Genomic DNA, 14,115 nt, shown 5'->3' with positions numbered 1-14,115 from the left:
TCACGTAAGGTTATATAAATAGATTACCATTCTACGTTTTTGCTCAACTTTGTCTATTATACATTGTTTTTGTATATTTAGCACCATTAACACATTAAGACGTTCTACTACAACAAGTATGCAATATGCCTGAATACGTATTTTTTCCAGTAGAAACAACGACAGCCTTTGCACTTCCACTAACGATATGTGAACCTTTAAAACATACATTTTCAAGCTCAAGTGGATTATAATCTTTCATCCGTTTTAATGGAATAAATCGTTTACGTTCAAGGTGATAGCAGCTTTCAAACTTCTCTATACTCGCTTCGTTTCCCGTTAACACAGACTCATTCACTAATAAATCATCTGCATAAATAATACGTACATCAGCTGGCACAGCATCTCCAGCCGAAAGAAAAATCATATCTCCAGGTACAAGTTCTTGCACTGGTATCTCCATCATTTTCAGTTCACTATTTAGCCCTGTACTACTAGAACATTCTACTCTAGATACAGTAATCGTTTCACGTTGTAATTCATCACACACACGTTGTTTTGAAAAACCTGGAATCATGCCACCAAGCTTCATCATTACTTCTGCAAGAATTGCTCTTTTTGAAGTTAGTTCATTTCGGCCATATACTTGAATACGTTTTTGCGCCTCTTTCATTGATAGTCCGTCTCTTGTTGTTTTAAAATATGCAAATACAGATTTTACATCTCTTGTTGCAATTTCAATTAATAAATCTTTATTTTTTTGGAGCATTGTTTGTTCTTTTATTGATTTTTTATTTAGTTTATATGACGTGTTACCCACAGTTTTGTTTGCATATAACATATTATCATCTCCTCCTTTACAACATAGGAAGAAACGCTTTGTTTCTCAATTTATCCACTTTACTGTGAAAGTGTCTAGCGCTTTATAAACGCTACATTGTGATAAATATAGAGGGAGGAACAAATCGTTTCCTGCCTACATCATATATTTTTGATTTGAAGTATATGGGTAACGGAACCGAGTCAGAATTTGACATGCTCCTCACCTCCTCGTTTAATTTTATAGTTTATACTATGAAATTACTCATAGCTTGGTAACAAAAAAGACCCCTACCCTTAAGAGAGTAGTGGCCATTACATACACAAATAAACGATTTCTAATATAATTAGAAATCTACGGACCTCTCCCTCGCCGAGTTTTAGCACTGTATAGCATAGGTACATTACCAGCTACGTTAAGAAAAACCTTAATTCGATCATTCCTGTTGACCCATTGGCGTCTCTCGACATTTTTGGGCAGTAGCATTTCTCTATACAGGAGCCTCACCTAACAGAGACTTATTTTCATTACATTGAAAATGTTACTCTTATTTAAAATAGATGTCAACCGTAGCCTACAATTTTTTCAAAAGGTATGGCAAACTAACGTATATAAAGTGAAACTTTAATCAGTGGGGGTTTTGTTCATCCCCCACTGATTATTAGCCCTCACCAATCGGGCTGCCCGGCAAATAGCGGGATAAAATTAAAAACTTTACGTTTAAACGTAAAGTTTTTAATAAGTTATACAACCAGCGATTACAATCCCAATTGAAAGCGATAAAAACATAAGAAAAAGACCGACTGCTTGATTATCTTCTTCGAGACTTTTGTTTATATTAAAGCGTGGTGTAAGCCACTCAGCTAAATAAAAGACGATAATTTGAGCCAAAATCCCAACTGCTCCCCACGAAATCATATCAAGAAGTGAAATTGAATTAGCTGCTGTCGAATATAAAACAACAGCTAACCCAAGTAATCGTCCTCCAAGCACATAGCTTACCGCCTTATTTCCTTGAGCCATTAACTTAAATTCCTTTACTTTCGTTGTCACTTCCATCAAGAACAGACCTATACATAAAAGGCCGAGTGTTACTGCTAAATATAATAAAAAATTAATCATTTTTCCCCCTCCTTTTTATACCTACCGGTAAATAGTACGATTCATTTCCTGTAATCTTTTCTCCCGCACGAATACCGATACTACTCGCTTTTCCAGCAATTAAAAACGAACCAAACACATATGACAGTTTCTCGATCCCTTTTTCTGTTTCCAAGGATACGACTGGCAGTTCGGTATACTTTTGAAATATCGGCAGTGACGCTTTATACGTTTCATGTGCATTTTGAAGCATAATATTTTCATCTTTATCGCGAATCGTAATTGTATCTCCTTCTCTCCCAAATGAAGGTTTTTGAACGAAAGAACCTTTTCCTAAAAATAAATCTGGTTCTAAATATGTAGGTAACATATATTCTTTAATCCACTGTTGTTCCTCATTTGTATAAAAGACCTCTTCTTCTGCTAACCCCCAAATAAGACACTGAATTGATTTTGGCTGAAGTAAAAATGCTGACAAAGGATTTATTATAAAAAGCTTTCCGGCTTTTACAAGTTGTAACAGTTCCACACCTACCAAATCTCCTGTTTCAGGATCTTGATCCTCAATTAAATCTTCTATCGGATATGTTTGGCGATATAAAACATCAATCTTCGCCCCATCTTTATCGACTAGAGCATCCTTTGTAATTCTAAGTTCTGACATTGGCACTACTTTATTTTCAACATGGCATAGCTGACTTAAATACATAGTGGTATTCCAATCCTCGATATGTTCATGATGTGCTGTAAAAACAACATTTGGATTATCTAATCCCTTTGTCGCTTCCATTACTGCTTTCGTTACACCAGAAGATAGCAATCGTTCTTGATCCGAGTTTGGATTATCATAGCCTAGATTTTCACATACTTTCCCATTCATTCGAAAACATTCCACAATAAAAGTTGGTGTATCACTATTAAACTCAAGCATTTTGATTTTATTATCCTCTGTTACAGCAAAATCAAATCGCGAAATTACAGATTCAGGATAAAGCCCTTTCATTCTAATGAATGATAAACTCGCGGATGGAAAGCCAAGATCTAGAAGCTGTTCGTCACTTAAATTACGCAGCAGTCTAGCAGTCTTAAAAAATATTTTCCCCATTCGTTCAGTCGCTAAGTGTAATTGGTCCAAAGTCTGATTTGTTATAGAAAAAACATGAAACAAACTATACTCACATTCATATAAATCCGACCAAAAATTCGGATATTTTAAATAAAATTCTTTTCGATCCCTTATGTATTGCGACATATTTTAGCCCCCAAATCCTCCCTTTGAACCGCTTCCAATTCCACCTTTAAATTCAGCAGACGATTGATACGATTTAAACGCCGATGAATTTTTAAAAGTGGATTTATTTTGATAGTATCGCCCACCATAGAAATAATGCCCACGATAACCTGAACTACTATCATCACACTGCCATACCCCAAGTTCATCATCCCAATCCCAATCAGAACAACTATTATCATTCGGTTTTGGGGGAAGATCTTGTGCGCAGCCAAATAAAGTGCCAGTCATTAAAGACGTTACGACACCACCTACTAGCCATTTCGTTTTTGTCACCTTCGCACTCCCCTTTTTAAATTCTATTCCTATTATATAGGATGGCATGATAAAGTAGAAGAAAAAGGAAGAAGAGGGATTAAATGCGCTTAGAATATCGACTTAATGATGAAACGAAAGGGTATCCTGCTTTATGGAACTACGCCAATATTTCTAATTCTGAAATTATCGCACGCATGACTTGTGAATATTTTATTAAAGAGAAAAATACTTATGTTGTTACTGCAACTTCGGTTGATCCAGACGGAACAGCAGTTATTTATATTCAAAAAGAAGTTTTCGCCAATGACCCTTCAGACCCTACATACTCCCACATCGGTTTTGAAATTAGAGAACTAAGTGAAACGAGTTCAAGCTTAGTAGATAGTCAAGATGTATGGAACTACGAAGAAATTTTACCATCTCTTCATTCAGATATTATATATATTCAGCGAGACGGCATGTCTATGGAATTCTCCTTGGATTCAAGAGAGATTGATGAAGACAGAAAGTGCTACATTTATTACGGAAACTTCACAGGTGAATCAAGATAATATTGATATATCTATGCAACAAAAAAACCTTACGTATAAAACGTAAGGTTTTTATATAGCCCCACATATGCCGTTCTCTCTAGATGTCCATAAACCTGCTCTCACAGGTGGATGCTCTCACAAATGTTTGTAACTTCCTTCTTAAAAAGATGGCTTGTTAGCTACATTTAAATATTGAACTTCCATATTAAACTTATTGGTTTAAGACATGCATAAGCTACGTACACCGTAGGAATTTTATATAAGGTTAGTTGAAATAAGACCCCCGCACGTGCCGCTCCTCGTAAATGTCCAAAAACCCGCTACTCGCAGGTGGATGCCCTCACAGTTACCGTACATCTTCCTCCACAAGGAAGGCTTGATGATGGTCGCTAAATATTGAGCTTCCGTATAACTAACATCGGTTTTAGACATAAATAAGTTACGTACACCGCAGGATGTATTATTTACTTGTCGTTATATTATCACATTGTTTCCAATGTGTAAAATACAAAGTTTTTCGAGCAACCTCTTGCTTGTGACCTTATTTTAATACAAATTATTTTTGCATGCAAGTGATTAATCTTCTTCTTTTGCAATTTGATTTTCTGGATAAGAAATCCAATCACTCCAGCTACCTGCATACAATTTAACATTTTGGAATCCAGCCAATTTTAACGCAATGATATTTGGACATGCCGTAACACCAGAACCACAATATACAATGGTTTCCTTATCTTTCGACAGATTTTGGAATCGTTCTTGTTGCTCAGCTTCATTCTTAAATTGTCCTGATTGCAACATTCCATCCTTCCAAAAATAGTTTGTTGCTGTCGGAATATGTCCTGCTTTATGATCGACAAGTTCCTCTACACCAGCATAACGTTTTGGCTCTCTTGAATCAATTAACGTAACATCTGCACCTGCTTGGATATTCTCTCTTACTGTTTCCATCGATACAAGCATATGATCTTGTATGTTTGTTTTAAATGTTTTTCGTATAACAACAGGAATTTCCGTTGTTGTCGGTAGTCCATTCTCTTTCCAAACCGGGAAACCACCATCTAATATATATACTTTCTCATGTCCTACATAGTTACATAACCACCATAAACGAGCAGCATTTGCACCAGCTTGACTGTCATACGCAATTACTGTCGTATGTTCATCAATACCAACCTCCGAAAGCTTGTCCGCAAACTCTTCAATGCTTGGCAACGGATGGCGGCCACCATGTTCTGCTATAGGACTTGATAAATCTAAATTCAAATCAAAATATAACGCATGAGGAATATGTTCTTCTTCATACTTTTCTCTACCCCAATTAGGATTCGCTAAATCAAAACGACAATCGATTACACGGACGTTCTCATCTTCTATATGCTCACGTAACCATTCGACTGTAACTATCATCTTTAACGACCTTCTTTCTCTTGTAAACGACTTACATACTCCATAACCATTTCTTCTGTAACATATTTACGCTGCAAGGTAACACCATTTTTTGCAAGATCATTAATTTGCTTTGTTACAACATTAATGACATCAACCGAAAATTCTTTCCCATTTGACGCAAGAGATACGGCTGCTTCAATAGCTGCTTCACGCTGCGCATCTAATTGTAAACATGCTTTTACACTTTCATTTTGTTTACGAGAATGTGCTGTAATTGCTTTATGTACTTCCATCTTCTCTTCCCCCTAAATAAGTTATACGTTCTAATTCAATTCCATTGCAAGCCGAATCATATCACGGCATACAATGCCATTTTCAATAATCTCTTCTTCATAATGCTTCGAAAAGTAATCAAAATCAATAGAAAAAATACGAAATCCACATTTTTGATATAAAGCAAGTTGTGAAACACTAGAATTTCCTGTACCAATTTCAAGTTTTGACATACCATATCCTTTAGCAGTTTCTACGGCATGCCTTAATAGCTTCTTCCCAATCCCTTTTCCTTGCAAATGCTCTGCAACCGCAATATTCATGATTTCCATCGTCTTCGGCCTTGTTTCCAAAAGAACATACACACCGATGATGCTGCCCCCTTGCTTTGCTACGTATGTTAACCCTCTTTGTACATATATAGCTATTTGCCGTTCACTTGGATCAGCAAGTAGCAATAAAGACTTCGGTATAGCCTCTTTTAAAATACGTTCTATTACAAAAGACATAAAAAATCCCCCCATCTCTATTGTTCTAAACCCTCCTTGTCTACCATAAATAATAGAAAGGAGGGATTCACCATGGACAACAATGAGAAAAAATGCAACGTCATCTCTATTGATGGAAAGAAGAAGAAAAGCGACACGTATTCCTATCCAAAATTAGTAGTTGAAAATAAAACATACGAATTTTCTTCATTCGTCTTATGCGGTGAAACACCAGATGGCAGACGACTCGTTCTTACTCATATGATTTCTACCGATGAATTTGCTGGATTTGTCAAATCTTTAGATACTGTACTGCAAAAGAAAATTGAACGAATCTTTTTCTCATAACGACTATATAACATAAATTTCTTTTTCAATCTCTACTAACTGATTGTGCAATTGTTCTTTACTTTGTTCATATAGAGATACATCGATCGTTTCAGCCAATGCAAACAATATACTTTCATAATAGTTCATTACATCTTGTTGCATCACTTTTTGGAATAAATTCCACTTCATATCCCATTCTTGCTTATAATGATGGACAAATAAATCTTTTTCATCGGCTACATAGTTTGATACAAGCGGTTCTAATACAAATTTAGCGTCTTCTTGCATAAAAGCTTTGTCATTCTTTTCAAAAAAGCTTTTCTCATTTTTAAAATGTGCCAGTGCTTTTTTGAAATCTTTTATTTCAACTGAAGGGAACGGTTCTTTATGTGTAATATCTTTATATTCATACTCAACTGTTCCATTCATAGAAATTGATTGATTTTCTACTTTACAGTTCACTACAATTTCGTCCTTTGCACGCTTCATCACTTCGTCTATCCATTTTTCAAGACGTAATGATGTCGCACGCATTTCTTGTAATAAATCATGCTGAATAAATGCTACTAATTCCATAACACACTGTTGCAATTGTGTTTTCACATTTCCATCCGTTCGAAGTGACGCCGGATTAATAAATTCAGTAAACACATCGTTATAACGTAGGAATAGACGCTGTTGCACGTAATAAAGCAACTCTTTCACTTCATTTTGCATCGCCTGTTCTTCAGCAAGTACACTATATGATGAAATAATATGAAGTAGTTGATCACGCTCTGCTTCATATTTTTTCGTTTGCTTCTCTTTCTCTTCATTCCCCTGCTTTGCACCATTTATCATGTTTACTAAAAGCTGATTTGCCCCTTGCAACGCACCATATAGAGCATGCACAGAAACAAGCATTAAATCTCTCATCATAAAGGACGTAAATGATTCCTCAAACTTAGTAATTCCAGAGTTTTGTAAAATACCATACTTCTCTTTTTCAACATTCTTTCCTTGTTTCTCTTCAAGCGCACATAAACTTGAAATTGCAAATAAACGCGGATTTCTAATACCGTATTGCAGTAGCTGATCTGCGATATAACCTTTTACCATTTCAAGTTCTTCTTCAGACTCTGCTAAATCCGCCGCATTAATTAAGAAGAACATTTTATCAAGGGCAAAAGTATCCTTTACACGCCCAAGCTGAATTAAAAATTCACGATCAGCACGAGAGAATACATGGTTATAATATGTTACAAATAAAATAGCATCTGCATTTTTAATATACTGGAATGCAACATCCGTATGGCGAGCATTAATAGAATCCGCTCCAGGTGTGTCTACAAGCGCTACTCCCTGCCTTGTTAAAGCACAATCATAATAAAGCTCCATATACTCAACGAAGCATGATTTTTCTTCATTCGCTACATAATCAGAGAACTCTTCTAATGTGACTTGTACTTGTTCTCCTAAATAAGTAGAAACTGCATCATACCCTTTTTGTACCGCTCGTAAAAAGCTAAATGTTGTTTTTTGCTTCCCAGTCGGTGAAGGATATTTCATAACTTTATCAATTTGTGCTAACGCCTCATCTAACGTAGTAATCTCATAATGAAACAGCTTATAAACAGCTTTCATATCTTCTAATAGAGCTTGCTTTGATTTGAATTGAACCATTACTGTTCCGTGTGGTTTTTCCTCTGTAACCGGCAAAATTTGATTAATCGTTGCCGTCGTCGGATTTGGTGATACAGGAAGTACCTTCTCACCAAGTAAGGCATTGGCAAATGATGATTTCCCAGCACTAAAAGCTCCGAATAACGCTACTGTAAATTGTTTCGTTTCCACACGACGCCTTTTTTCTATCACCTCTTGCTGTACATGTTTCAGCGCTGGCAATGGCTCTAATATCATTTCAGCTTTCTTCACTTTCTCTAATATACGCTGAATATTTAAAGCTGCCGTTCCTTTTATCTCTTCTTCATGAGCCGCTACGTTATCATTTACCATTTCCTGCTCTTGTAGTGTGAATTTCTCACTAACAATTTGTTTTTCACGTTGCAATATCTCCTCTATTTGCAATCCTTCTGGTGTAGCAACACGCTCGTGCCAAACATTTTGTAAATAACTTTCATATGTCTCTAAATTGTTACTGTATTGTAATTCCGTCTCTTTTGCCGTTTGCAACATCGTATATTTTTCAATCTCTTCTTCCATACGAGCAACTGCTTCCTTCACTTTTTGCTTTAAAACAACTGCACTTTTATCAAAAATTTGCTGTGCTTTTGTAAAATAACGTTTCTTCAGTTCATTCGCTACATCCGCTGTATAAAGAAGTAAGTAATCACCTGTGAAACCTGCACCTTGTTTAATGACTTCAGCTAACATTTCTGGTCCAAAAGCGATTTCTAAAGCATATATGTCTTTCCCAATTTCCTCCGTGAACAATCCTTCTTCTTTTAAGAAGGCTACAATAAATTCTTTCACATGAAAATCAAGTTGCGTTTCAACAGTCTTTTGAAGGGCAGAATAAAACGCCTCTACACGTCTTTGTTTTTCTTGCTCCGTCTTTCCTTTCGCAAATAGCAAACCAACTTTAAACTTTGTTAATTTCGTTTCTAAATATGCATTTGCCAATTCTCTCATTTCAAATGGCATTAAATACGCGTTATCTAATATAGCTTGTAAACCTTTTATAAATTCGTTTCTCACATGAGATTCTTTACTAGCCTCGCGATGTTTAGTTTCCGTTAGCTCTTCTTTCTTTTCAACTATTTCTGAAATCAAAAGCGGTGATGCTAACTCTTCCTCATATGTCAAAAGAGCTTTTTCATTTTCAGAAACAATAAACGAGAAATGTTCTCCCATTAAATGTTCTGTTTCTCGCTCCATTCCCTCTCTTACATACTGCTCTTTTTCTTTCATAATAGAAGTAATTAATGTTTCTAAGCTTCCAATTTCATTATGTGGATGGTTCATCATTCGTAATGACGTATAATAAACTCCATCTACTTCAATATCCCAGTTAGAGAACGATTGTTTCACACTATCTTTATAATCCTCAAATGATAATTCATTTTCTTTATGTTTATCTATTTGATTTACAACGAGATAAACCGTTTTATTACGTTGTTTCAATTCTTTAACAAATTGCAAATTCACTTCCGATTGGACGTGATTATAATCCATCATATAAAAAATTACGTCTGCTAGATGTAGCGTTGATTCTGTTGCTAGTTGATGGGCATCATCTGTTGAGTCAATCCCTGGTGTATCAACTAACATAACACCCTCAGGAATTGGTGCATCATTCCGATAAATATGAACACCAATTACCTCATCGCCATCTTTACAAATTTGCTTTAATTCTTCTGCTGAATATGCACCGTCATATTCGTACTGTTCTCCAGATTTAATCGTTACAACAACACGATCAAATCCCTTTTCAATTTTAACGACGTTAGCGCTTGTCGGAATTGGACTTGTTGGTAACAACTGCGCTTTATATAGATGATTCATCATCGTTGATTTCCCTGCTGAGAAGTGACCGCAGAACGCTATCATAAGCTGCTCTCGTTTATATTTTTGAATTACTTCAAACAACTTTAAGCTATTCTCTGCATCGCCGTGTTTTTGCCACTCTTCATAAAAACAAACAAGTTTTTTCATACCGTTTGTCTGTACTATGTTTGTCATCCCCTTGTTCCCCTTTATCCAAGATGTATATACTTTTCCCCGCTAATTGCGAGCTCATAACCAGTGAGAGTTACACCTACCCATTGATTACAGTTTCACTTTACTATCATACTAAATTTTCAGCATATTCTCATTAAAAATAAAAAATCCCTTTCATTCTTTTTACAAATGAAAGGGATTTTATGTCATATCACTCATTTTGCTGTTCCTACTCCATTTAAAACATACTTTGCAATAACTGCATATACAGCAACTGTACCTGCTACTAATGCATATACCATACTCATGCACCAACCTTTTTTTGATAATGATTATCACTTTTGAATACATTTTATCATTAAAGAGAATCATTATCAACACTTTTCATAAAGAAAGCTCCTTATAAGAAGGAGCTTTACTGCCTGTTTTGAAAAAGGTTAAAACTTGTTGTGCACTCTTATTATATCTCATCCTACATAACTTAACAGTTTAAAAAAATGGAAATATCCCCTATCCCCTCCATCTTACATTTTGTATACTAAAAGGGAATTACTTAACAAGGAGGAAAAAAATGACACAAAATCTCACACAAGGCGAGAGGATACACTCCATTGATATTATTAGAGGAATAGCTGTATTAGGTATTTTTCTTGTTAACTGGCCAATTATTGCCGGGGTTGACTCACGTGATATTACAGGAATTTACGAAGGGATAGACAGCTATATTCGCCTATTTTACGATATGTTTATTCAAACGAAATTTTATACAATTTTTTCGTTTTTATTCGGATTAGGTTTTTATATTTTTATGAATCGTGCTGAGGCGAAGACCGATCGTCCAAAAACTTTGTTTGTTCGCCGCTTACTTATCTTATTATTATTCGGGTTCTTACATTACGTTCTTTTATGGGACGGTGACATTTTACATACTTATGCAATTACCGGGTTTTTCTTATTTTTATTTTACAAAAGAAAGACACGTACTATTTTAATATGGTCAATTGTACTATTAAGTTTCATGCAATTGTTCACATTATTAGGTTCTCTTGTCATGTTATTAGTGCCGGTAGATGAACTAGGCCTTTCCATAGCCATTATGCCGTTAGAAAACTGGGGCTTACAAATTACAGACAGATTCTATTCATTCTATTCTGAAGCAATAAGTAACAGTCTTATTATGCTTCCTGAAACACTAGGATTGTTTTTACTCGGATTATATGCCGGTAAAAAAGACATTTTCCGCCGTGCTAAGGAATTAGATCCAAAACTTAAAAAATGGCAAATCATTATGTTCATTTTAACATTACCGATGTGGTTTATTATGGTTTACTTCTTTATGAACAATCAACCATACACACCATTTTCACTTATGGGCATTACGATGATAAGCGGAAAGACATTGTTCATCTTCTACATTGTCACGTTAATGCGTTTATTACAAAAAGAAAAATGGCAAACGTTATTACGTCCATTCCAATACGTTGGACGAATGGCATTAACAAATTACATCTCGCATACAATTGTTACATTACTTGTATTCGGGCTATTGTTTAAAAATGATTATCTGGCTCCACTATGGGTTGGACCACTATTCTGCATTAGTTTCTACACGTTACAAATCTTTATTAGCCGCTGGTGGCTTTCACATTACCAATACGGACCACTTGAGTACATTTGGCGTCTTGGTACTTACGGGAAAATGATGCCACTTAAAAAGAAAAGCAAGGTCTCATAACGAGACCTTGCTTTTTTACGCTTCTCTTACTGCACTTTGCATAGACACCGGCTCTTCTTTTACTTTCACTTTACGCTGTGGCACCATATTAAATACGATATTTAAAAGTACTGCTGACGCACTTCCAAGTACAATTCCGTTATCTGTTAAAATACGAATGTTTTCAGGAAGTTGTGAGAATAATGTAGGAACAACTGTAACCCCAAGCCCAATTCCGACAGAACATGCAACAATTAATAAGTTTTCTTGTTTGCCAAAATCAACGCTACTTAACATTTTAATACCATATGCCATTACCATACCGAACATTGCGAGCATAGCACCGCCAAGTACTGATTTCGGAATGATTGTTGTAATAGCTGCGATTTTAGGAATGAATCCAAGAACGATTAACATACCACCGCAAGTATAAATAATAACGCGATTTCTTACTCCAGTTAATTGAACAAGTCCTACGTTTTGAGAGTAAGTTGTATATGGGAACGCGTTGAAAATGCCACCTAACACCATCGCTAATCCTTCTGCTCGATAGCCCTTTGTTAATTCTTTTTCACCGATTTTTTTATTGCAAATATCAGATAATGCAAAGTATACACCCGTTGCTTCCACAATCCCTACACAAGCAACGAGAATCATCGTAATAACTGGTGTTAATTCAAATGTTGGTGTACCAAAGTAAAATGGTTGAATACCATGGAACCAATCAGCCTCTCCAACCGCTTGCAAGCTTACTTTCCCCATAAACGCTGCAACGATTGTACCGAACAATAGACCTAGTAAAATAGAGATTGAACGAATAAATCCATCAAAGAAACGATACATAATGATGATAAATAGTAACACACCAAATGCTAATGCTAAATTTTCAAGACTACCGAAATCCTTACTTCCTACTCCGCCAGCCATATCATTAATTGCTGCTGGAACAAGTGTAACTCCAATTACAGTAACAACAGATCCTGTTACAACAGGTGGAAATAGTTTTACAAGCTTTCCAAATAATTTCGCAAAAATAACAACGAATAACCCAGCAGCAATAATTGCTCCATAAATAGAAGACACACCGTATTGTTTTCCAATCGCAATCATCGGTCCAACGGCTGTAAATGTACAACCGAGTACAACGGGAAGTCCAATACCGAAAAAGCGATTTGATAATGCTTGTAAAATTGTTGCAACGCCGCACATTAATAAATCAATTGAGACTAAATATGTTAATTCTTTTTGATTTAAACCAAGTCCACCGCCCACAATAAGCGGAACGATAATTGCTCCAGCATACATTGCAAGCATATGTTGCATACCAAGCGATGCAATTTTAAATGGATGCTGCTTCATCGTTTATTTCACCTCCGCAGTTTCTTGCTGTACAAATGTAACTGTGCCGTTATCAAGTGATGCAATTTCTGCTAGTGATTCAACACGAACGCCTTGTTCACGAAGCTTCTTTCCTCCATCTTGAAATGCTTTTTCAATAACAATTCCAATTCCTGCAATACTTGCTCCTGCTTGCTCTACCAAACTCATTAAACCTAAAGCAGCCTGACCGTTTGCTAAAAAGTCATCGATGATTAGCACGCGATCATTTTCATCAATATGATTTCGAGATAATGAAATTTCATTTGTTTCTTGTTTTGTAAATGAATATACGTTTGCAACGTACATATTATCTTGTAACGTTAACGATTTACGTTTTCTTGCAAAGATTACTTTTACACCAAGCTCTAATGCAGCCATAACAGATGGTGCAATGCCTGAAGATTCAATCGTCACGATTTTTGTAATGTTCTCTTCTTTAAAACGTTTAGCAAATTCTTTTCCGATTTCTTGCATAAGTACTGGATCAATTTGGTGATTTAAAAATGCATCCACCTTTAATACATCACCAGATAAAACCTTTCCTTCATTCAAAATCTTTTCTTGTAATACTTTCATGTTTGTTCCCCCTCTTATGCAATAAAAAAACTCCAAAAGCCGCCACCACTCGTTACAAGTGAGAGACGCGCTTTTGGAGTTTCGCAAAAAAGAATGCCAAACAAGCAATTATATTCGTCCTCACTCATAGTCAAAGTATTTACGGTACTTCGGTAGAAACTTGCAGGCCATATCCCCGCGATTATATGAGTGTAGCTAACTATTTATTTTATAGAAGGATTATAACGCACTTTTTATACTTTGAAAAGCATTTATCGAAAAAACACGTACGAATTTTTAAAAACTACTATTTTCGTTCGAGTTTTGTAAACTCTTTCATT

The 14,115-nt window shown here is 35.7% G+C and carries 13 protein-coding genes, 2 other RNA genes and 2 riboswitches; of the genes, 3 read left to right on the top strand and 12 right to left on the bottom strand.

The window, feature by feature from the left end:
* Positions 1-94 precede the first annotated feature (94 nt).
* From MHH27_RS08365 to MHH27_RS08350, 4 genes are all read right to left on the bottom strand, one after another.
* Positions 95-820 (bottom strand): P-type ATPase, encoded by a 726-nt coding sequence (locus MHH27_RS08365; protein WP_000964944.1) that lies wholly within the window; start codon positions 818-820, stop codon positions 95-97.
* Between the two features lie 335 nt (positions 821-1,155).
* Positions 1,156-1,321: riboswitch (M-box (ykoK) riboswitch) on the bottom strand.
* A 213-nt stretch (positions 1,322-1,534) separates the two neighbouring features.
* Complete coding sequence (locus MHH27_RS08360) at positions 1,535-1,921, bottom strand: DUF350 domain-containing protein (RefSeq protein WP_000606862.1); 387 nt, start codon at positions 1,919-1,921, stop codon at positions 1,535-1,537.
* A complete protein-coding gene (locus MHH27_RS08355; RefSeq protein ID WP_098235512.1) occupies positions 1,914-3,152 on the bottom strand; it encodes a glutathionylspermidine synthase family protein in 1,239 nt (412 codons plus the stop codon). Before MHH27_RS08355 ends, MHH27_RS08360 begins: the two co-directional genes overlap by 8 nt.
* 3 nt (positions 3,153-3,155) lie before the next feature.
* Positions 3,156-3,467 carry a hypothetical protein gene (locus MHH27_RS08350; RefSeq protein WP_000169030.1) on the bottom strand — a complete coding sequence of 104 codons (312 nt, stop codon included), beginning with the start codon at positions 3,465-3,467 and terminating at the stop codon, positions 3,156-3,158.
* Between the two features lie 83 nt (positions 3,468-3,550).
* Here MHH27_RS08350 and MHH27_RS08345 point away from each other — a divergent pair, with 83 nt between their 5' ends.
* The gene (locus tag MHH27_RS08345) at positions 3,551-4,000 is read left to right on the top strand and encodes a hypothetical protein (RefSeq protein ID WP_001235522.1); all 450 of its coding nucleotides are present in this window, start codon (positions 3,551-3,553) and stop codon (positions 3,998-4,000) included.
* 54 nt (positions 4,001-4,054) lie between these two features.
* Here MHH27_RS08345 and ssrS (MHH27_RS08340) read toward each other — a convergent pair.
* The 5 genes from ssrS (MHH27_RS08340) to MHH27_RS08320 all read right to left on the bottom strand — a co-directional run bounded on the left by ssrS (MHH27_RS08340) (position 4,055) and on the right by MHH27_RS08320 (position 6,156).
* Positions 4,055-4,238, bottom strand: a non-coding RNA gene (gene ssrS / locus MHH27_RS08340) — 6S RNA.
* A 21-nt stretch (positions 4,239-4,259) separates the two neighbouring features.
* A non-coding RNA gene (gene ssrS, locus MHH27_RS08335) (6S RNA) lies at positions 4,260-4,442 on the bottom strand.
* A gap of 116 nt (positions 4,443-4,558) precedes the next feature.
* The gene (locus MHH27_RS08330; protein ID WP_089170718.1) at positions 4,559-5,392 is read right to left on the bottom strand and encodes a sulfurtransferase; all 834 of its coding nucleotides are present in this window, start codon (positions 5,390-5,392) and stop codon (positions 4,559-4,561) included.
* A gap of 2 nt (positions 5,393-5,394) precedes the next feature.
* Complete coding sequence (locus MHH27_RS08325; RefSeq protein ID WP_000451820.1) at positions 5,395-5,667, bottom strand: YpbS family protein; 273 nt, start codon at positions 5,665-5,667, stop codon at positions 5,395-5,397.
* Between the two features lie 30 nt (positions 5,668-5,697).
* Positions 5,698-6,156 (bottom strand): GNAT family N-acetyltransferase, encoded by a 459-nt coding sequence (locus tag MHH27_RS08320; RefSeq protein ID WP_000011410.1) that lies wholly within the window; start codon positions 6,154-6,156, stop codon positions 5,698-5,700.
* A gap of 72 nt (positions 6,157-6,228) precedes the next feature.
* Between MHH27_RS08320 and MHH27_RS08315 the strand changes: the two genes are divergently transcribed.
* Entirely contained in the window at positions 6,229-6,483 is a 255-nt protein-coding gene (locus MHH27_RS08315) for a DUF3931 domain-containing protein (RefSeq protein WP_000369740.1), read from the top strand.
* Positions 6,484-6,486: 3 nt separating this feature from the next.
* Here MHH27_RS08315 and MHH27_RS08310 read toward each other — a convergent pair whose 3' ends face one another.
* The gene (locus MHH27_RS08310; RefSeq protein ID WP_098289685.1) at positions 6,487-10,146 is read right to left on the bottom strand and encodes a dynamin family protein; all 3,660 of its coding nucleotides are present in this window, start codon (positions 10,144-10,146) and stop codon (positions 6,487-6,489) included.
* Positions 10,147-10,696: 550 nt separating this feature from the next.
* On the opposite strand from MHH27_RS08310, the gene MHH27_RS08305 reads away from it, so the two are divergent.
* Positions 10,697-11,860 carry a DUF418 domain-containing protein gene (locus tag MHH27_RS08305; protein WP_000193179.1) on the top strand — a complete coding sequence of 388 codons (1,164 nt, stop codon included), beginning with the start codon at positions 10,697-10,699 and terminating at the stop codon, positions 11,858-11,860.
* 15 nt (positions 11,861-11,875) lie between these two features.
* Here the strand turns inward: MHH27_RS08305 and pbuX are convergent, their stop codons facing one another.
* Together pbuX and MHH27_RS08295 are read right to left on the bottom strand one after the other, a co-directional pair.
* Positions 11,876-13,198, bottom strand: coding sequence for a xanthine permease PbuX (gene pbuX, locus MHH27_RS08300; RefSeq protein ID WP_000809230.1), 1,323 nt, complete (start codon positions 13,196-13,198; stop codon positions 11,876-11,878).
* 3 nt (positions 13,199-13,201) lie between these two features.
* Positions 13,202-13,795, bottom strand: a complete 594-nt coding sequence (locus MHH27_RS08295; protein WP_000866496.1) for a xanthine phosphoribosyltransferase — start codon at positions 13,793-13,795, stop codon at positions 13,202-13,204.
* A gap of 107 nt (positions 13,796-13,902) precedes the next feature.
* Positions 13,903-14,004: riboswitch (purine riboswitch) on the bottom strand.
* Between the last annotated feature and the right edge of the window lie 111 nt (positions 14,005-14,115).

Origin of the sequence: Bacillus sp. FSL L8-0152 (assembly GCF_038006365.1) — a bacterium.
Classification (GTDB): Bacteria; Bacillota; Bacilli; order Bacillales; family Bacillaceae_G; genus Bacillus_A; species Bacillus_A cereus.
The sequence above is the reverse complement of the archived record's forward strand: the minus strand, read 5'-3'. Positions and strand labels throughout refer to the sequence as shown.